General features: G+C 73.2%; 18 protein-coding genes. 3 read left to right on the top strand and 15 right to left on the bottom strand.

Annotated elements, in window-relative coordinates:
• Positions 1 to 70: 70 nt before the first annotated feature.
• The 7 genes from VGC13_RS23060 to VGC13_RS23090 all read right to left on the bottom strand — a co-directional run bounded on the left by VGC13_RS23060 (position 71) and on the right by VGC13_RS23090 (position 7,269).
• Complete coding sequence (locus VGC13_RS23060; protein ID WP_331127656.1) at positions 71 to 1,099, bottom strand: tetratricopeptide repeat protein; 1,029 nt, start codon at positions 1,097 to 1,099, stop codon at positions 71 to 73.
• Positions 1,100 to 1,182: 83 nt separating this feature from the next.
• Positions 1,183 to 1,707: a hypothetical protein gene (locus tag VGC13_RS23065; RefSeq protein WP_331127657.1), complete on the bottom strand. Its 525-nt coding sequence runs from the start codon at positions 1,705 to 1,707 to the stop codon at positions 1,183 to 1,185.
• Between the two features lie 54 nt (positions 1,708 to 1,761).
• Positions 1,762 to 3,432, bottom strand: a complete 1,671-nt coding sequence (locus tag VGC13_RS23070; protein ID WP_331127658.1) for a sensor histidine kinase — start codon at positions 3,430 to 3,432, stop codon at positions 1,762 to 1,764.
• A 151-nt stretch (positions 3,433 to 3,583) separates the two neighbouring features.
• A complete protein-coding gene (locus VGC13_RS23075; protein ID WP_331127659.1) occupies positions 3,584 to 4,045 on the bottom strand; it encodes a cytochrome c in 462 nt (153 codons plus the stop codon).
• A 77-nt stretch (positions 4,046 to 4,122) separates the two neighbouring features.
• Positions 4,123 to 4,785: a zinc ribbon domain-containing protein gene (locus tag VGC13_RS23080; protein ID WP_331127660.1), complete on the bottom strand. Its 663-nt coding sequence runs from the start codon at positions 4,783 to 4,785 to the stop codon at positions 4,123 to 4,125.
• 248 nt (positions 4,786 to 5,033) lie between these two features.
• A complete protein-coding gene (locus tag VGC13_RS23085) occupies positions 5,034 to 6,083 on the bottom strand; it encodes a tetratricopeptide repeat protein (protein ID WP_331127661.1) in 1,050 nt (349 codons plus the stop codon).
• A gap of 52 nt (positions 6,084 to 6,135) precedes the next feature.
• Positions 6,136 to 7,269, bottom strand: coding sequence for a tetratricopeptide repeat protein (locus VGC13_RS23090; protein WP_331127662.1), 1,134 nt, complete (start codon positions 7,267 to 7,269; stop codon positions 6,136 to 6,138).
• A 228-nt stretch (positions 7,270 to 7,497) separates the two neighbouring features.
• On the opposite strand from VGC13_RS23090, the gene VGC13_RS23095 reads away from it, so the two are divergent.
• From VGC13_RS23095 to VGC13_RS23105, 3 genes are all read left to right on the top strand, one after another.
• Positions 7,498 to 7,806, top strand: a complete 309-nt coding sequence (locus VGC13_RS23095; RefSeq protein ID WP_331127663.1) for a hypothetical protein — start codon at positions 7,498 to 7,500, stop codon at positions 7,804 to 7,806.
• Positions 7,807 to 8,126: 320 nt separating this feature from the next.
• Positions 8,127 to 8,465: a hypothetical protein gene (locus tag VGC13_RS23100; protein WP_331127664.1), complete on the top strand. Its 339-nt coding sequence runs from the start codon at positions 8,127 to 8,129 to the stop codon at positions 8,463 to 8,465.
• 313 nt (positions 8,466 to 8,778) lie between these two features.
• A complete protein-coding gene (locus tag VGC13_RS23105) occupies positions 8,779 to 9,606 on the top strand; it encodes a hypothetical protein (RefSeq protein ID WP_331127665.1) in 828 nt (275 codons plus the stop codon).
• A 316-nt stretch (positions 9,607 to 9,922) separates the two neighbouring features.
• Here the strand turns inward: VGC13_RS23105 and VGC13_RS23110 are convergent, their stop codons facing one another.
• From VGC13_RS23110 to folK, 8 genes are all read right to left on the bottom strand, one after another.
• Complete coding sequence (locus VGC13_RS23110) at positions 9,923 to 10,939, bottom strand: hypothetical protein (RefSeq protein ID WP_331127666.1); 1,017 nt, start codon at positions 10,937 to 10,939, stop codon at positions 9,923 to 9,925.
• 222 nt (positions 10,940 to 11,161) lie between these two features.
• Positions 11,162 to 11,917 carry a DUF3108 domain-containing protein gene (locus VGC13_RS23115; RefSeq protein ID WP_331127667.1) on the bottom strand — a complete coding sequence of 252 codons (756 nt, stop codon included), beginning with the start codon at positions 11,915 to 11,917 and terminating at the stop codon, positions 11,162 to 11,164.
• 139 nt (positions 11,918 to 12,056) lie between these two features.
• On the bottom strand, positions 12,057 to 12,827 hold the full coding sequence (locus VGC13_RS23120; protein ID WP_331127668.1) for a DUF3108 domain-containing protein: 771 nt from the start codon (positions 12,825 to 12,827) through the stop codon (positions 12,057 to 12,059).
• Complete coding sequence (locus tag VGC13_RS23125; RefSeq protein ID WP_331127669.1) at positions 12,793 to 13,683, bottom strand: glycosyltransferase family 2 protein; 891 nt, start codon at positions 13,681 to 13,683, stop codon at positions 12,793 to 12,795. The genes VGC13_RS23120 and VGC13_RS23125 overlap by 35 nt, the downstream gene beginning before the upstream one ends.
• Positions 13,680 to 14,660 carry a lysophospholipid acyltransferase family protein gene (locus VGC13_RS23130; protein ID WP_331127670.1) on the bottom strand — a complete coding sequence of 327 codons (981 nt, stop codon included), beginning with the start codon at positions 14,658 to 14,660 and terminating at the stop codon, positions 13,680 to 13,682. Before VGC13_RS23130 ends, VGC13_RS23125 begins: the two co-directional genes overlap by 4 nt.
• Positions 14,661 to 15,102: 442 nt before the next feature.
• Positions 15,103 to 16,227: a 3-dehydroquinate synthase gene (gene aroB / locus VGC13_RS23135; RefSeq protein WP_331127671.1), complete on the bottom strand. Its 1,125-nt coding sequence runs from the start codon at positions 16,225 to 16,227 to the stop codon at positions 15,103 to 15,105.
• Entirely contained in the window at positions 16,224 to 17,375 is a 1,152-nt protein-coding gene (locus VGC13_RS23140; RefSeq protein ID WP_331127672.1) for a carboxylate-amine ligase, read from the bottom strand. Before VGC13_RS23140 ends, aroB begins: the two co-directional genes overlap by 4 nt.
• 51 nt (positions 17,376 to 17,426) lie before the next feature.
• Positions 17,427 to 17,975: a 2-amino-4-hydroxy-6-hydroxymethyldihydropteridine diphosphokinase gene (folK, locus tag VGC13_RS23145; protein WP_331127673.1), complete on the bottom strand. Its 549-nt coding sequence runs from the start codon at positions 17,973 to 17,975 to the stop codon at positions 17,427 to 17,429.
• Between the last annotated feature and the right edge of the window lie 261 nt (positions 17,976 to 18,236).

Here is an 18,236-nt window from a genome sequence, read left to right on the forward strand (position 1 = left end):
GGATCGTGCACGAGAAAACGCGGAGGATGCGCATCCGCATCCCCCGCGCGCCGTCGTGCTCCAGGCCGGATCAGGCCGCGGCCGGCACGGCTTCGCCCAGCATCTCCTCCACCCGCTCGGCGTCGCCCTGGGCGCCGCAGCGGGCAAAGAGGTCGCGGGCGCGCCGCAGCGCATCCGCGGCGCCGGCCTCGTCGCCCAGCAGCCGGCGCAGGTCGCCGGCCTCGCGCAGCGCTTCGGCCTCCTCCAGCTCCATCCCCGCCTCGCGCGCGATGGCCAGCGCCCGGCTGAAGTGCGCCTCCGCCTCGGCAAGGTTCCCTTCGGCCCGGGCCGCCATCCCGCGGAAGCGGGCCACCTCGGCCAGGGTGCCGCGCGCGTCCACCCGCGCCGCCAGCTCCTCGGCGCGGTCCAGCGACTCGCGCGCCCGGGCAAGGTTGCGCAGCCGCAGCAGCGGCTCGGCGCGGTTGGCGTACAGGGCGGCCAGCAGCGGCACGTCGGCCACGCGCCCGGCGATCTCGATCCCGCGGTCGAAGCAGACCTCCGCCTCCATCCACTCGCGCAGGTCGGCGCACACCATCCCCAGGTTGTTGTACACCTGGGCGGCGTTCTGCTTGTTGCCGGAGCGCACGAACGAGGCGATCCCCTCCAGGTAGCGGGTGCGCGCCTCGCGCAGGTCGCCGCGGATGTTGGCCAGCACCCCCAGGTTCAGGCAGGTCCAGCCGATCAGCACGTCGTCACCCACGTCCAGCGCCCGCTCCAGCGCCGCCTCGAACAGCCGGCGCGCCTCGCCGTAGTCGCGCTGCAGGTAGCGGATGGCGGCGCAGGTGTTCACCGCGCGGGCCGCGGCCTGCCACAGCCCGCTGCGCTCGGCGATCTCCAGGCTCAGGCAGGCGAACTCGTCGGCTTCCTCGTACCGCTCTTCCTGCTGCCGCACCCGCGCCTGGCCGCGCAGGGCGTCGGCCGCCACGGCCAGCCTGCGCTCCCGCACCGCGGCGTCGAAGAGCGCGCCGTACGCCGCGCCCGCGGCCGCCCAGCCGCCCTCCCGCTCCGCCGCCGCCGCGCGTGTCCGCAGCGCCGCCGCCGTCTCCCGCATGGGCTTCATCCTTTCGCGCAAACGGGCCCCGCGGCGCTCCCTCTCCGCGAGGCCCGGTAAACCGGCCACTCCCCGTCCGGGCCGCCCCTGGATCAGCCCTGGCCGATCACGTACCCGCTGAGGTGGTCCGTTCCCGTGGTGACGGTACGGGCGTTCTTGTCGTCGGTGCCGCCCATGTCCTGCAGGATGACGTTGGCGTCATCCACGTAGAAGATGCGCAGGTTCTCCTTCTGGATGTTGCTGCGCGTGCACCGGGCGTAGCTCAGGGTAAGGCTCACCGGCTTCTGGAACTGGTAGTGCTGCCCGTTGCCGGCGGTGACGTCCACGCGCAGGTACTGCGACGCAGGCACCGTCACCGTGAACTGCGTGGGCAGCAGCACCGCCAGCGGCGGAACGACCAGCTGGTGGCCGCCCACGCTCACCACCCCGCCCAGCGGCCCGATGAGCGACGACGTGCTCGTCGAGGTCTCTGCCGGGCACTCCAGCAGCGCGGGGCCGGTGGAGGCGGACGACAGCGCCGTCGCGGGCGCGGTGATCCCCTCCGCCTGTCCGTCGGTGCACGAGGCGAAGGAAAGCACGCCCGCGAAGATCGCGGCGGAGCGAAGCCATGTGCGCATGGTATACATCGTTACGTCACCGGCAAAGGAAAGGGCGTTTCTCGGACGGCCGGCTCAAGTGGCAAGGGCCGTGCCCGGAACGGGGGCCTCCAGCGGCAGGCGCAGCACAAAGGTGGAGCCCTCGCCCAGCCGGCTTTCCAGCGTAAGGTCGCCGCCCAGCATCCGCGCCAGCTTGCGCGAGATGGGCAGCCCCAGCCCGGTGCCCCCCTGCGTTCCCCGCACCTGCTCGAACTCCAGGAACACGCGGGCCTGGTCGTCGGGCGCGATCCCCGGGCCGGTGTCGCGCACCCGCAGCTCCAGCCCGTTCACCGCGCCTCCCCGCCGGCGAAGCTCGCGGGCCAGCACCGCCACCTCGCCCCCCGCGGGGGTGAACTTGACGGCGTTGGAGAGCAGGTTCACCAGGATCTGCCGCACGCGCCCGGGGTCCGTCCGGATGCTGCGCGGTGGCGCATCTCCGGACACCAGGCGCAGCCCCTTGTCGGCCGCCAGCGGCTGCACGGTGAAGACCGCCTCCTCCACCAGCTCGGCCACGGTGGCGGGCTGAACGTTCAGCTCCACCCGGCCCCCCTCGATGCGCGCGTAGTCCAGCACGTCGTCCACGATGCGCAGCAGCGTGCGCCCGGCGCGGTTGGCGCGCTCCAGGTACCCGCGCGCCATGGGCGGCACCTCGCCGGCGATCCCCTCGAGCACCAGCCCCTGGTACCCCAGGATGCCGTTGAGCGGGGTGCGCAGCTCGTGGCTCATGGACGCGAAGAACCGCTCCTTGGCCGTGGACGTCTCGCGCAGCTCGTCCAGCGCCCGCGCCAGGTCGTGGCTGCGCTCGGCCAGGGCGCGGTGCAGGCGGGCGTTGGAGATGGCCACGGCGGCGTGGCCGGCCAGGGTAAGGGTAAGGCGGACGTCCTGCGGCGTGGGCGTGTACGGGCGCCGGTACCCCACCACCAGCGCGCCGAAGGTGTCGCCGAACAGGGAGAGCGGCACGCCGAGCCCGGCCTGCATCCCCTCCGTGGCGTGGAAGGGGAACTCCTCCGGCGCCACGCCCCCCTCGCCGCCCAGGGGCAGGGGGCTTTCGGCCTGCAGCACGCGCAGCGCCAGGGGATCGTCGTCCAGCAGGGGATCGTTGGCGCGCAGCCCCACGGCGGCCATGGTGCGCACGTGGTCGCCGTCGCGGGTGCTCACGGTGACGTAGTGCGCGCCCAGCAGCGTGCGGGTAAAGCGCGCCACCAGGCTCAGCACCTCGTCGGGGTCAAGCGTGCGGTTGGCGGCCAGCCCCAGGATGTGCAGCGCCTCGCTTTCCTCGGCCCGGTGCAGCAGGGTGTCGCGCTCCGTCTCGCGGCGGGCCACGGCGGCGAGCGCGGTGCGGACGCGCGCCCAGCCCTCGGGCTCGCCCAGCGCGCCCGCGTCGCCCAGCAGCACCACCCCGCCCATGCCGTCGCCCAGCGCCAGGACCAGCGCCTCGGCGCCCGGCGGCACCCCGTCTCCCCACGGGTCGCCGGGGGCCGCGCGCTCGACGCCCCCCTCGCCCTCGGCGCGGGCGGCGGGGCCGGCGGGCGGGTCCGCCTCGTCGGGCCACGGCTCGGCGGACTCGTGCCCCACCCACCAGGCGCGGGTGACGGGCAGGGCCTCCCGCACTCCGTCCATCAGGGCGCGGAATGCGGAAAGGGAGCCGGCGCTCTCGTGCAGACGGAGCGCCAGCTCGGCCGCGGAAAATGCGTCCGTACCGATCACGGCGGGCGGAACATGCAGTTTTCGTTCTTGGAGGGCCGCGGGCGGCGTCCGGCGCGGACCCGCGCGGACGGCGCCCGCCCGCATGAAGGCGGCCCCGTCCCCCGAGAGGGAACGAGGCCGGATGCAGGGGGTGTCTTGCGGACGCCGGCGGCTACCGCGCGCCCGCCGGTCTCGACAGCGAGTACGTGTACGCCGAGACGGCGCGGATCTGCGCGTCGGTGAACGCGCCGTTCCCCTTGGGCGGCATGGGCACGCCGAACTGCTCGGTCGCGGGAGCGCCCGCCGTCACCACCTGGACGATGCCCTCGAACTGGCCGTCGCCGGCGCTCCACTCGTCGTCCACCAGCGACGGGCCCAGGGGCGTGCCCGCGCCGCCTTCGCCGTGGCACATCACGCAGCTTTCGCGATACAGGGTGCGGCCTTCGCTCCCCTGCCGGGCCGTTACGCCCTGCGGAAGCTGCCCCGGCGGCGGGCCGGAATCGCCCGGCGCCGCGGTACCCTTCGCCGCCGGCCGCCGGCCACCCCCGCCCCCACCTTCACCGCCCCGGCTGCATCCCGAGACAAAAACGGCCAGCAGCAGCGCCGCCGCCGTCATCCACCGCACGTTCCGCATCGGCTCCGTCCGCAACACCTGTAAACCCCGACCGCCGCCGATGCATGCACCGGGCGGGGCCGCCTGAACGTGCGCCGCTACCGCAAGCGTTGTTCCGGGCGCGGCGGGGCGGCCGTCGCACCGGCGTGCCGGGGCGCGCCGCAGGTGGCGCAGAAGCTCCATTCCGGCTCCATCATGGCGCTGCAGTCGGCGCACGGCACCGGCACCAGGCACTTGCCGCAGAACGGGCAGAAGCGCGCGTCGCGGTCCACCGGCAGCGCCGCGCGGCAGCCGGGACAGGGCTTGGGGCGCGGCCGCGGGGGGATGGCCGGCTCGGCCGCGCGGGCGGCGGGCTCCGCCGGCTGCGGCAGCTCCACCCGCGCCGGCGCCGGTGCCGCGGGCACCGCCACGACGACCGGCGGCGGCGCCGTCAGGTCCCCCGGCTGCGGGGCGAACGGGTTGGGCTGCACCCCCACGTCCGCGTAGTCGCGGTAGATGCCCAGGATGGGGTTGGGTGCCTGCAGCTCGCGGCGAAACTCCTCCGCCACCTCGGGCTGCTCCGTCTCCAGGTATTCGCGCTCGCCGGAAAGCAGGCGCAGCAGCGCGTGCTCGTACTCCGCCAGCTCCGCGAAGCCCAGCTCCGTGCGGATCAGCCGGTACGGCACCACCTCCTGGTACAGCGCGCCGATGGTGAGCGCCCGGCCCGGGTCGCGGGCCAGCGCAAGCGATACGCGCCGGTACAGCCGGTCGAGTGCGTCCACGGAAGAGTGCGTGAGTGCGTGAGTGCGTGAGTGCGTGAGTGCGTGAGAAAGAAGCTTCCGGTCGCGGTGGACCGGACGTCGCACTCCCGGGTCGCCGTTATATAAGCGGTCGAAGCCCCGTTCCGCGAGCCTTGGCGAGCGGAGACGGGGCTTGTCGCTTTTCCAGCAGCGGATTCATCCGCTCATCCTGCCCGCTTATCCCTCACCCGTTCACCCGTTCACCCGTTCACCCGCTCACCCGCTCCGCGTCAGGGCTCCGCCGTCCCCGCCGGAGCCTGGGTCGTCGCCGCCGCCGTATCCCGCGCGTCCGCCGTGCGCATCAGCGCGCGCAGGCCGGCGGGGGCGCGGCGCAGCACCTGCTCCGCGTCCGTCGGCCGGCCGGTGGCGCGCAGCGACTTCACCAGCCCCGCCCACGCGCGCTGCGACGTGCTGTCGCCCAGCACCGCCTGGCGAAAGACGGGGACGGCGTCGGCCGGGCGCCCGGTGTCCAGCAGCAGGTAGCCCTGCTCCACGCGCAGCCCGGCATCCTCCGGCGCGGCGCGCAGCCCCGCCTGGATCTCGCGCTCGGCGTCGGGGATGCGTCCCGCCTCGCGGTAGATGCGGGCCAGGTACACCCGCGGCTGCGGCTCGCGCGGGTGCTCGTCGGCGTAGGCGCGGAACGACGCCTCCGCCTGCGCCACGCGGCCCGCGCGCAGCTCGGCCTCGCCGCGCCGCAGCGCGTCGTCGTCGCCCCCGCCGCGCAGGCGGATGGCGACGATCAGCAGGATCACCAGCGCCGCGAGGGCGATCAGCGTCTCGCGCGGCACCCCGCGGCGCGACGCGGGGACGGCGTGCACCAGCTCCTCGTCGTCGTGCACCAGCACGGACTCGTCCGGGTCCGGGAGGGCGGGGTCTTCCAGCAGGCCGTCCGCGGGAAACGAGAGGACGTGCGCCTGCAGCCCGTCGGCCACGTGGATGGCCAGCTGCGCGTCGCGCGGCCCCGGGTCCGCCCCGCCCGAGATGCGCTCGCAGGCCAGGTCCAGGTCGTGGAACCCGGCCGCCAGCTCCATGGGAAGCCGGTTGCGGCGGCGCAGCTCGGCCAGCAGGTCGGGGGTGGACAGGTCGTCGGCACTAAGGGCCCGCAGCCGCAGCTCCACCGGGGCGGTGGGGTCGTCGCGCAGCATGCGGCGCAGCGTGGTCTCGGCCGCGCGGGCCACGCGCACCACCAGCGCGGCGGCGGGGGCGCCGGCGCGCAGCGCGTCCACGTCGGACGCGCGCTGCCGCAGCGGGCGAAGAGTGCTCTCGGGATCGAAGCTCACGGCCGGCGGCGCGCGAGCGGGGGCAGAATGGTCACCGGCTCCGGAATGCGGGTCACTCCTCGATGTGCAGCAGCCCCATGCGGGCCCCCGCCTTGAGGAACGCCTCGGCGCTGTGGCAGGGCACGTCGCGCCCCGTGCGCTCCTGGATCTGCCGCGCCGCGCGGCGCATGAACGCCGTCAGCGTAATGGCCGGCTCGCCGCACGAGTCGCGCATTCCCGCCACGATGTCGTCCCACGACCCCTCGAACACCGAGCCCTCGGCCGTCCGCACCCGGTGCGCGGCCGGCGAGTGCTGGGCGCCGTCGGTGGGGGGCTGGCCCAGGATCTTCATGATGAAGTCCATCTGCGCCGAAAGCTCCAGCGCCGCCTGCGCCCCCTCGTCCACCGCCCCCTCGAAGTTCGCCTCCACCTCGGCCAGCAGGTGGTCGATGTCGTCGGGCTCGGCGTCCAGCTCGGCCAGCCGCTCGCGCCAGGGCATGAACCAGGGGTCGTCCTCGGCCACCCCGTCCAGCTGCGTCTTGAGCTCGATGTAGCGCCAGAGCGAGAGCGTGTCCCAGTGCTCCTCGGGCGGCACCTGCTCCAGCTCGGCCAGCGCGCCGCGCGGGTCGTTGCGGTCGTGCAGCAGGTGGCTCAGGTAGATGCGGGCCTCGTGCAGCTCGCCGTCCAGCCGCACGGCGCGGCGCAGCTCGCGGCGCGCCCCCAGGTCGTCGCCCAGGGCGTGCAGCGTGTAGCCGCGCGCCGCCGCCAGCTCCGCCGAGTCGGGATGGGCCGCGGAAAGCGCCGAGAAGCGGGCACGGGCGTCGGTGAACAGCCCCTCGCGGTACAGGGCGCGGCCCACGGTAAGGCCGAGTTCGAGGTCGTCGGCCAGGCCCATCTCGTCGATCTGGCCAAAGCACTCCAGCGCCTCGTCCACGCGGCCGAACTTGAGCAGCGACTCGCCCAGCCCCACCCACGCGTCCTCGTACTCGGGGTCCAGCTCCAGCGCGCGCTCGAAGCACTGGCGCGCCCACGCGTACTCCTCGCGGGCCACGCGCGTGTACCCCAGCCCCACCTGCAGCAGGACGGACTCGGGGTACTGCTTCAGGCCCTCGCGAAGCACCTGGAGCGCCTCGTCGTAGTCGCCGGCGTCGTAGTGCTTGTGCGCCAGCTCGTCGTACTCTTCGGAGCTCAGATATGAAGTTCCCATTCAGCCTTTCCCTTGGCCCTTCAAAAAGGCGGGAGATGGGGCACGGCCCGTGAGCGGGCGGGTTTCGGGGGCGGGGCCGCGCGCATGGACGGCACGGTGGTCACCCGCAAGAATATACACTGGAACGCGTCCCGCATCCAAGCCCCTTCCGGGCTTGCGGCCCGCCGGGGCGGGTGGTCAGATTGAGGGCCCCGCACAACGCTGCTACAAACGAAGGACAGGGAACCGATGTTCGACTGGCTGCGGCGCCGCCGCCTGAGCAACGAGGCCAAGCGCAAGCTCCTCATCGCCGCCGCGCGCGCCGAAGAGGCGATCGTGGAGACGCACGTAGCCAACGTGCTCGACCTGCTCGACATTCTGCGCGACGAGGTGGACGTGGACCGCGCGCTGGAGCTGTACATGGAGATGCTTCCCATGGACGAGCACATCGCCGCGACGGTCACCAACCGCGTCCTGGCCCGCCACGACGCCCCCGGCGTGCGCCCGTCCGCCGGCTCCGGCCGCTTTGGCGGCGTGTTCCGCGACGAGGGACGCTGACCGGCGCCTCCGCACGACATCACCGCAGGCTGGCTGCCGCCGCGGGGACAGCGTTCCCGCGGCGTCGTCGTGTCCGGGCCCCGTACGGCGTACGGATTTCGTACACCCCCTCCGTCCGCCGCATTCCATCTGGCGGATTGCCGGACATTCGCCCCGCTCCGTCCCGCCGCCGGTCGATTCTCCGTATCCGCCGCCCCATACGCCGAAACGATCTAAATCGTTCCAGTGGATGGGGATAAGCCGGGTCTTCCGGGGTGGTCCCGCCGTTGCCTAGGAGAGCCGCGTCATCCTCCACGCACTCTCTTCCGGCTGGAACGCCCATGATCGCACGTGCCACCCCCACCCTGGTCGCCCGCCCCGCCAATCCCGGGTCCTCCGCACTGGTCGGCAACAAGCGCGCGCAGCCCCATCGCTTTCACCTGTGCGGCGGCCGCGTGCTGGAGGGCGACCTGCACCGCTCGCCCGGCAGCCGCCTTGCGGACCACCTGTCGACGCTCAAGGGCTTCATCTCCGTCACCAACGCGCGCTGCCTGCAGAGCGGCCACGCCTTTGGCTACGTGGTGCTGAACCAGGACCAGGTGATGTTCATCGAGGAGCTGGCGGTGCCCGGCGAAGCGGCGGCGGCGAACCGGATGGCCGAGGCGGCGCTGAGGGGATAGGCGGGACAGGGGACAGGGTACAGCCTGCACGCGTCCTCGTTTTTCTTTCCGCACGAGGCCCGGGGTCGCACCCGGGCTGATGGGATACAGGGCCAGCCCCGCACGGTTGCGGGGCCGGCCGTGTTTCCGGCTGGCGATGAGAACGCCACCGCCGGCGCCCGCACGCCGGCACCTCGGAGCGCCGTCCTCATCGTACGTCCCGTACGCGGAGCGCGTCGCGTCCAAACCCTTTGTGGATGCCCCGCATCAGAGCAACCGAGCAGACGGCGGCGCGGTGCCGCCCCTGATCCATCCCACGCTTTCGGAGCTCATGATGCGCACTGCACGCCTTTTCTCTCTTGTCGCGCTGGTCGCGATCGCCGCGCCGGCCGCGGCGCAGGATTCGTCGCAGGACTGGGCGGAGCGCTGCCGCCGCAACCAGTGGGGCAACGACAACCGGCAGGTGCACTGCGAGGTGCGCGAAACCCGCATTCCCGCGCGCGGCACCGTGCGCGTGGACGCGGGGCAGAACGGCGGCGTGACCGTGCGCGCCTGGGACGGACGCGACGTGGTGGTGCGCGCCCGCATCCAGACCAACGCCCGCACGGCCGACGAGGCGCGCGAGATGGCGCGCGGCATTCGCGTGAACACCTCCGGCACCATCGGCGCCACGGGGCCGGACGTCAGCGGGGACGGCCGCGGTTGGGCCGTGGGATACGAGATCCTGGTCCCCGCCCGCACCAACCTGGACGTGCGGACGCAGAACGGCCCCATCGCGGTGGAGCGGCTGGCGGGCACCGTGCAGCTGCGGGCGCACAACGGCCCCATCTCGCTGGACCGGATGGCGGGCGACGTGAACGCGCGGGCGCAGAACGGGCCCATCACCGTTACGCTGGCCGGGCGGCGCTGGAGCGGCGAGGGGCTGGACGTGGAGACGGTGAACGGGCCGGTTACCCTGCGGATGCCGCGCGGCTACGCGGCGCACCTGGAAAGCGGGACGATGCACGGGCCCATCAACGCGCCCCGCGGCATGCGTCCCCCGCGCCGCGAGGGCGGACGCGGCTACCGTCCCGGCGGCCGCATCAGCACCGACCTCAACGGCGGCGGCCCCACCATCCGCGTGGTGACCACCAATGGCCCGGTGAACATCCAGGAGATCTGATCGGTGCTTGCCGCGCCTGCGGTGAAGGGGTGAGCGGGTGAGCGGGTGACGCCCGCGTCGATCCGATCCCGCGGCGCCACCCCCACGGGCCAAAGCCCGCGGCTGAAAGGGCCACAGGCCCCGTCTCGGTTCGTTCCTCACCGAACGGGCTTCACCTGCTCGCGTGCGCCGGGCCCGCACTCCGGCGCCACCGCCTCCGATCGCGCAAAGCCCCGCCTGGCGAGCTCCGCGAGCCCTGGCCGGGGCTTCTCCTCGCGCGGGCTTCAACCCGCGATCCCTTCGGCCCGGATCGCCCCCTACCGGCGCGCCTCCCCCTTCACCCGCTCACCCGTTCACCGCAGCGCTCCGCCACGGCCCACGCCAGCAGCGGCACCATGATCTCATGATGGCCGGTGATGGAGAAGCCGCGGCCTCCGCCGGAGCGCGTGGGGCGCTCGACGACGTTCATCCGCGGGCGGTAGTGGCGGTTCATGTCCAGGTCGCAGGCGGTGAAGCCGCGCGGCGCGCCGCCGTTCAGGTTGCGCGCGACGGTCAGCGCCTTCAGAAAGACCTCCGGCATCACCACCGCCGAGCCCACGTTGATCACGACGCCGCCGTCGTCCAGCCTGGCCAGCGCGGCGCTCAGGCGGCGAAAGTCGCGGTGGCCCGTGTCGCCGATGGCGGCGCCGTCGGCGGCGGGGTGCTGGTGGATGATCTCGGCGCCCAGCGCGGGGTGCAGCGTGTACTGCACGCCCAGGCGGCGCGACTGCAGCAGCAGCGACAGGCCGGGATACGCCAGGTCGTCGCGCCCCTCCAGGTCGCGGGCCAGCGACTCGCCCATCCCCCACCCCTCGCGCATTCCGCGGGCGAAGGCGGCGTTCATGTCGCGCCCCGTCTCGTCCGCCATCCCGAAGCTTCCGTCCGCCAGCCCCGCCTCCACGTCCTCGCTGGTGCCGCCCCAGCGCGCCATCTCGTAGTCGTGCACCCCCGCCGATCCGTTCGACGCCAGGTGCGTGACGGCGCCGCGGCGCATCAGGTCGATGAGCACCGGCGCGAGCCCCGTCTTCACCACGTGGCCGCCCACCATCCACAGCACCGCCCGCCGCCGCTCGACGGCTGACGCAATCGCATCCACGACGGCCAGGAACGACTCCGCCTGCAGGATGCGCGGCAGCGAGCCCACGAACGCGCCGAACGTCCGCGCCGCGGCCTCCGCCGGGGGCGGCGCGGCGAAGTGCTCCGCCAGCACCTTGTTGGGCCGGCCGCCCACGGGAACGGTGCGCACGCGCGAAAGGTCCGCCTCGGGGATCTGTCCCGCCGCGGACCCGCTGTCGTCGATGTTGCCGTCGTTCACGTGACCGGGGGCGAGGGTTCGGAGAACGTCAGGTACGATCGTCCCTATCCCCCGAAGATGCGCGTTCCCCGCCCCGCGCGCCACATCCCCGGCTCCACGGAAAAGAATGATCGTACAGAGGAACAGAGTCAGACAGAGAAAACGAGATCATGCTTCCACTCGCTTTCTCTGTTTGACTCTGTTCCTCTGTACCCTGAAGGTGTTGTTTTTCCGGATCTGGGATCAGGTGCCGGGGCGGAACGAGCGCAGGCGCATGGTCAGGTCGCCGCCCAGCGGGATTCCCGCGGTGCGGATGAGGACCGGAATGCGGTAGGCGTCGTCGGAAAAATGCACTTCCGCGCGGCCGCCCTTGCTGAACAGCCCGTCGGTGCGGATGATCGGGCGAACGACGATGGTGCGGAACTCGCCCGCGGGGACGCGGATGGTCTCCCGGCGCAGCACCTGCAGCACCACGGGGTTGCCGTCCGCCTTGAAGTAGCGCGGGTACGTGTAGGTGGCGCCCACCTCCAGCGGCAGCGTGCGCGCAAAGTAGAGGAACGACAGGTCGTCCAGCGGCTGGCTGGTGGGCAGCGTGCCGGTCTCGTCGTTCTCGCGCCGATAGGTGCGCCGCTCGGGGTTGAAGTGGTACGTACGGTCGCGGCGGTAGCGCCCCTCGCGCAGGCGCTGGTGAAAGCGCCGCGAGAACAGCCCGTCCGTGTCGATCCACGACTCGTACAGGTCGTCCACGCGGAAGAACGCGTTGCCGCCGCGCAGCGTCAGCACCGTCTTCAGCGTCTGCTCGCCCTGCACCACCTCGCGCCCGGTGACGGAAAGGGTGGCGGTGCCGGCGGGAATCGGGCCCTGCCGCACCTGGTAGACGGCATGCTCCCCGGGCGCGAACGGCAGGCGCTGCGCCCGCGCATCCCCCGCCAGCGACGGGCCCGCCACCACCACGGCCGCCGCGAGCACCCGCACCAGCCGTCCGCTGCGCATCTTCATCCATCCCATCGAACCCGCCCTCGCTCTGGATGTTGCTCCGCCCGGGCCGCGGCTGCCGGCGTGAATCCCGGAGATACGAAAGAGGGCGCGGAAGCGTCGCTCTCCGCGCCCTCTCGTCTGTCGTACGCCATCCGCGGGCTCAGGTGCCGGGGCGGAAGGAGCGCAGGTGCATGCTGAGCGATCCCACCACCGGAACGCGGCTGCGGATGAGCACCGGAATGCGGTGCTCGTCGTCGGAAAAGAACACCTCCGCGCGGCCGCCCTCGCCAAACAGGCCGTCCGTGCGGATGACCGGGCGGACGACGATGGTGCGAAAGCGGCCCGCCGGCACCTCGATGGTCTCGCGGCGCAGCACCTGGAGCACCACCGGGTTGCCGTCGGTCTTGAAGTAGCGCGGCAGCGTGTACGTGGCCCCCGGCTCCAGCGGCAGCGTGCGCGCAAAGTAGATGAACGACAGGTCGTCCAGCGGCTGGTTGGTGGGCAGCGTGCCGGTCTGGCCGTTCTCGCGCCGGAAGGTGCGCTCCTCCGGAAAGAATTCGTAGGTGCGGTTGCGGCGAAAGCGCGCCTCGTGCTGGTTCTGGTGAAAGCGCCGCGAGAACAGCCCGTCCGTGTCGATCCACGACTCGAACCGGTCGTTCACGCGCACCAGCGCGTTGCCGCCCTGCAGCGTCATCACCGTGTGGTACACCTGCTGGCCGCGCACCGTCTGCAGCCCGGTGATGGCCAGGCTGCCGCGCCCCACCGAGATGGCGCCCAGCTTTACCTGGTACGTGGCCGATTCGCCCGAGCGAAAGGGCAGGCGCTGCTGCGGCGCCTCGGCCGCCGCGTCCGTCCCCCCCGCCACCAGCGCCGCCACCGCGATGGCGAACGCGGTCCTACTCTTCCGGCCGATCCTGAATATTGCCTTCACGATTTCCTCGCTTTCGTCTTCTGCGCGGCGGCCGCCCCTCGGTGGGGACAGGCTCCGCCGCTTCCGCCGGGATCGGCGTCGCCGCCACCGCGGGCGCAGGATCCGCCGCCGCGGCCGTTGCGGGCCCGCGCCGGGGCGCCCGCCGGGCCAGCGCCCACGTTTCGCGCAGCGCCGCCCACGGCTCGAAGCGCGTGGCGCGCTCGCGCCGGGTGTAGCGGATCTCCACCGGCGCCTGGTCGGCGCGCCGGGCGTGCGGCGCAACGCGCATCAGCAGCTCGGCGTTGGCGGCCCACCCCTGGCTGGTGAGCAGCGGCGCGCCCTCACGGTCCTGCAGCGCGCGCCGGATCACCTGCACCCGGTAGGCGCGGAACCCCAGGAACGGGTCGCCCCCTTCGCGCGGCAGCGCGGCGCCGGAGAGCAGCCAGGGAAGCCCGCGCCGCGACCAGCGCATCCCCCGCGTCACCTCGCCCTGGACGGAGCCCAGGGTGGAGCCCACCACGTCCGCGCCGCCCTCCAGCCGCTTCACCAGCGCCGGGATCTCGTCCGGGGGCTCGGTGAAGTCCGCCTGCAGCACCACCACGGTGTCGCGCTTGGGATGGGTGGAGCGGCTGACCGCCTCGCGCAGCACCTGCTCCAGCGCCGCGGCGTACCCCCGCGGCTGCTCGTTGCGCAGCAGGGTCAGCGGCAGCACCCGGCCGTACGGAGCCAGCACCTCGCTGGTTCCATCGGTAGAGCCGTCGTCCAGCACGATGATGTGGAAGTCGCGGCGGAACTCCGTCATGACCTGGCGAATGCGCCAGAGCAGGACCCCCACGGTGGGCGCCTCGTCCAGCGCCGGGATGCAGATGTAGATCAAAGGTCGTCCTGTTCCACGTCGTCCACCCCCGCGCCGCCAGCCGGGAAGATACCCGGCCGGCCCATGTCCGGTTCCGGTCTGGGCTTGCTCTTCCACCGCCGGTGGAACCAGAAGTACTGCTCCGGCGCCTCGCGCACCGCCGCTTCCAGCCGCGCCGCCAGCTCCGCCGTCAGCGCCTCCATGTCGGCCTCCAGGTCCCCCGTGCGCGGCACGGGAACGCGCGTCCCCGACACCTCGTAGCGCACGCCGGGGCCGGGGAGCCGCCGCGCCACGCAGGCGAACACCGGCGCGCCGAAGCGCAGGGCGAACAGCGCCGGCCCGCGGTGCGTGGACGCCGGCACGCCGAAGAAGGGGACGAACACCCCCGCCCGGCGCGCGTCCTGGTCGCCCACGATCCCCACCACGCCGTTCTTGCGCAGCACGCGGGGGATGCGGGACGGGGCCTCGCGCTGCGAGACGGTTTCCACGCCCAGGCGCCGGCGGGTGTCGTCCAGGCGCTGGTCCACCAGCAGGTTGCCCTGGCGGCGGACGATGGCGGCGATCGGCACCCCGCGCGCGGCCACGGCGGCGGCGGCGATCTCCCAGTTGCCGTAGTGGCCGGTGACCAGGATGCACCCCTTTCCTTCCGCCAGCGCGCCCTCCATCTCGTCCCACCCGCGCGTCACGGTGCGCTCGACGACGGCCCGCGGGTCCAGCTTGGCCAGCCGCAGCATGGCCGCCGCCTCGCGCCCCAGGTGCTCGTACGCGCCGCGGGCCACGGAGTTGCGCCACGCCTCCGTCCGGTCGGGAAAGGCCAGGCGAAGGTTCTGCTCCACCGTGGCCCGGCGGATCCCCATCCGGTACACGGCCGCGCCCAGCCGCCGCCCGAATGCGTCGGCCATCCCTTCGGGCAGCGAGGCCACGGCGCCTTCCAGCGTGCGTGCCAGCGCGTACTCCACCCGGTGCCGCGGCGCGTGCCGCTTCTGTGCTTCGGCCACCTGCGTCCTGTTTGCGAGAAAGCCGGCCGGGGGTGGTCCCCAGGCCGGTCGGGTTTGATTCTGATGCCTCGGGCGGGTTTGCGGTGAACGGGTGAACGGGTGAACGGGTGAACGGGTGACGCCCGCTTCGGCCCGGTCCCGCGGTCCCGCGGCCCCGCCCCCCCCCACGGGCTAAAGCCCGCGGCTGGAAGGGCCACAAGCCCCGTCTCGGTTCGTTCCTCACCGAACGGGGCTTCACCTGCTCGCGTGCGCCAAGCCCGCACTCCGGCGCCACCGCCTCCGATCACGCAAAGCCCCGCCTGGCGAGTTCCGCGAGCCCTGGGCGGGGGCTTCTGGCTTTTCCAGCCCCGGGTTCCAATCCGGGTTCAACCGCGATCCCCGGCGGCCCGGGTCGACGCCTGCCGGCGCGCCTCCCCGTTCACCCGTTCACCCGTTCACCCCTTCACCCCCGCCCCGCCCCCGCCAGCACCGCCGCCACCGTCTCGTCCGCCACGGGATGCCCCCAGCGGCCTTCCTTGCCGATGAGCGGCGTGCCGATGTCCTGGATGAGCGCGTATTCCACCCGGCCGTTGCGCGCCTTCTTGTCGCTGCGCGTCCACTCCACCACCGCGTCCGCGCCGTAGTCCATGGGGAGCGACGTGGGCAGGCCCAGCCTGGTGAGCAGCTTGCGCAGGCGCGCGGCCGTCCCCGCCACCGTCACCCCCGAGCGCTCGCCGATGCGCGCCTCCTCCACCATCCCCACCGACACCGCCTCGCCGTGCAGCATGGCATAGCCGCTCACCGCCTCGACCGCGTGGGCGATGGTATGGCCAAAGTTCAGCAGCTTGCGCGGCCCGCTCTCCTTTTCGTCCCGGGCCACGATCTCGGCCTTGATCTCGACCGAGCGCACGATGAGCCGCGCCAGCGCCTGCGTGTCGCCCGCCAGCAGCGACTCGGCGTTCTGGTCGATCCACTGCAGGTACTCGGCGTCGGCGATGGCGCCGTGCTTCACGGCCTCGGCCAGGCCGGCGCGCAGGTGCGCCTGCGGAAGCGTCTGCAGCAGCTCGGGGTCGATGATCACGCACTGCGGCTGGTGAAAGGCGCCCACCAGGTTCTTGCCCCCGGGCGTATCCACCCCCGTCTTGCCGCCCACGGAGGCGTCGATCATGGCCAGCAGCGAGGTGGGCACCTGCACGTATGGCAGCCCGCGCATGTACGTGGCCGCGACGAAGCCGCCCAGGTCGCCCGGGACCCCGCCGCCGAACGCCAGCAGGGCGGTGTCGCGCCCGCAGCCGGACTCCAGCATGGCGTCGCTGACCAGCGCCCAGGTCTCGCGGGTCTTCTGCGCCTCGCCGTGGGTGAACGCGAACACGTCGGTGCGGTAGCCGGCGCCGTGCAGCATGCGCGACAGGCGCACGGCGTACAGCTCGGCCACGCGGTCGTCCGTGACCACGGCGTAGCGGTGGGCGGGACAGAAGCGCGACAGGACGGAGGCGAGGGTGGAAAAGAGCCCGGCGCCGACCAGCACCTCGTATCCGCGCGAGTTGGCTTCGGGAAGTGCGACCTTGACCCTGTGGGGCGTGCTCATACCGGTTCCTGTAATCGTTGCGCCGCGCGGCGGTCCATCCCCGCGCCCACCACCGTCTCGTCCGCGAGCCAGAGCGCCACCCGCCCCAGGTCGCCGTCCATCTCCCCCGCGCGCGCCCGGATGGCGTCGGCCGCGCACCCGCGTTGCAGCAGCGCCGGCAGCGCGGCCAGCTCGTCCGCGTCGCCCAGGGCCGCGGCCACGCCCTCCAGCCGCTCGCCCAGCCGCTCCACCCACGCCGCCACCGACAGCGTGCGCGGCTCGCTGCTCTCCACGTCCGCCAGCTCCGCCGCCGAGCCGTACCGGCTGGCCCGCCAGCCGTTGTCGCTCATCAGCGTCTGCACCCACGCCTCGGGAAGCGGCGACTCGGGGAGCACCCCTTCGGCCGCGCCGGCCACCAGCGCCCGCAGCAGCGCCGCGATGGCCACCGCGTCCTCCACCCGCGGCGTGCAGTCGCTGATGCGCGCCTCGATGGTGGGATACACGTGGTGCGGGCGCATTTCCCAGTACAGCCGCCCCGGCGCGTCGATGCGCCCCGACTCCATCAGCCAGCGCACCAGCGCCGCGTAGTCGGCGTCGCTCTCGAAGCGCGGCGGCGCGCCCGTGCGCGGCCAGCGGCGCCACAGCACCGAGCGGTACGACGCGTGCCCCGTGTCGGTCCCCTCGAAGAACGGGGACGCGGCCGAGAGCGCCAGCAGGATCGGCAGGTGCAGGCGTACGCAATTGCTTGCACGCGCGCGGTCCACGCCTTTGGGCACGCCCACGTGCACGTGCATCCCGAAGATGGCCTGCGACTCGGCTAGGCGGCGGTACTCCTGCCGCAGCTCCTGGTACACGGGCGCGTCGTTGAAGACGTGCCCCGCGGCCGGGCTGAACGGGTGCGTTCCCGCCGCCACGATGCGCAGCCCCTGCGCCTCGGCCGCCACGGCGGCGGTAAAGCGCAGCCGCGCCAGGTCGTCGCGCACGCAGGCGGTGCCCTGGCACACGCCGGTCTCCACCTCGACCGTGTGCTCCTGCATCTCGGGCTTCAGCTCGTCGGCCCAGTCGCCCGCGATGACGTAGCGGGCGCGGCTGCGCAGCGCGCCCGTGCGGGCGTCCACGAGCTGGTACTCTTCTTCTACGCCGACGGTAAACTCGTGGGGCCGGGCCATGCTGGGTCGCTGGGTCGCGAACGGGGACGCGCACCGGGCCCGGCTGGGAGCTTAGCCGGGCCGGGGCGCGGGGGCAAGCGGGGCCCCCGGCCCGGGAAGCGCGCCCACCCGCTGCACGCGCTCCAGATCGGTAGCCGAGGAAAGCAACTCCCGCGCCGTCTTCATCAGCACGGGATGCGGCCACTCCGGGGCCACCTCCACCAGCGGATGCAGCACGAAGCCGCGCAGGTGCAGGCGCGGATGCGGCAGCGCAAGCGCGGGCGTGCGCATCACCCGGTCGCCGTACGCCAGCAGGTCCACGTCGATGCGCCGCGGCGCGTTGACGAAGCTGCGCCGCCGCCCCATCGCGTCCTCCACCCGCTGCGCGGCCGCAAGCAGCGCCGGCGGCTCCAGCGCCGTCCGTCCGCGCACCACCACGTTGAAGAAGTCCGGCTGCTCGGCGAACCCCACCGGCTCGCTGCGCCAGACCGACGAGACGGCGTCCACGCGCACGGACGGCGCCAGCATCTCCACCGCTTCGGCCAGCTGCGCCACCGGGTCGCCCAGGTTGGCGCCCAGGGCCAGCAGCACCTCGTGCGCCGCCGCGTCGTGCGTGCTCATCAGGAAGAGGGGGGATGCGGTGATCGAACTCGCGGACCGGCCAGCAAGATAGCGTGAATGGAGCAGTTCGTAACAGCGGGGCCCCTCACCTGCGCATCCCTCTCCCACAAGGCTGCGAAGAACACTGAGCCAGCGTCCTGGAACGTGCGCTCACCTCCATCGTGGAGGTATGGAGGGTTCTCAAGATCGCGCATCAGGTGGTGCGGACGGCCGGTTCCCGTGCGCCGCGGAGATCATCCGGCGATCCGCACCCACTCAAGA

The sequence above is a fragment of the Longimicrobium sp. genome, assembly GCF_036399255.1.
Taxonomy (GTDB): Bacteria; Gemmatimonadota; Gemmatimonadetes; order Longimicrobiales; family Longimicrobiaceae; genus Longimicrobium.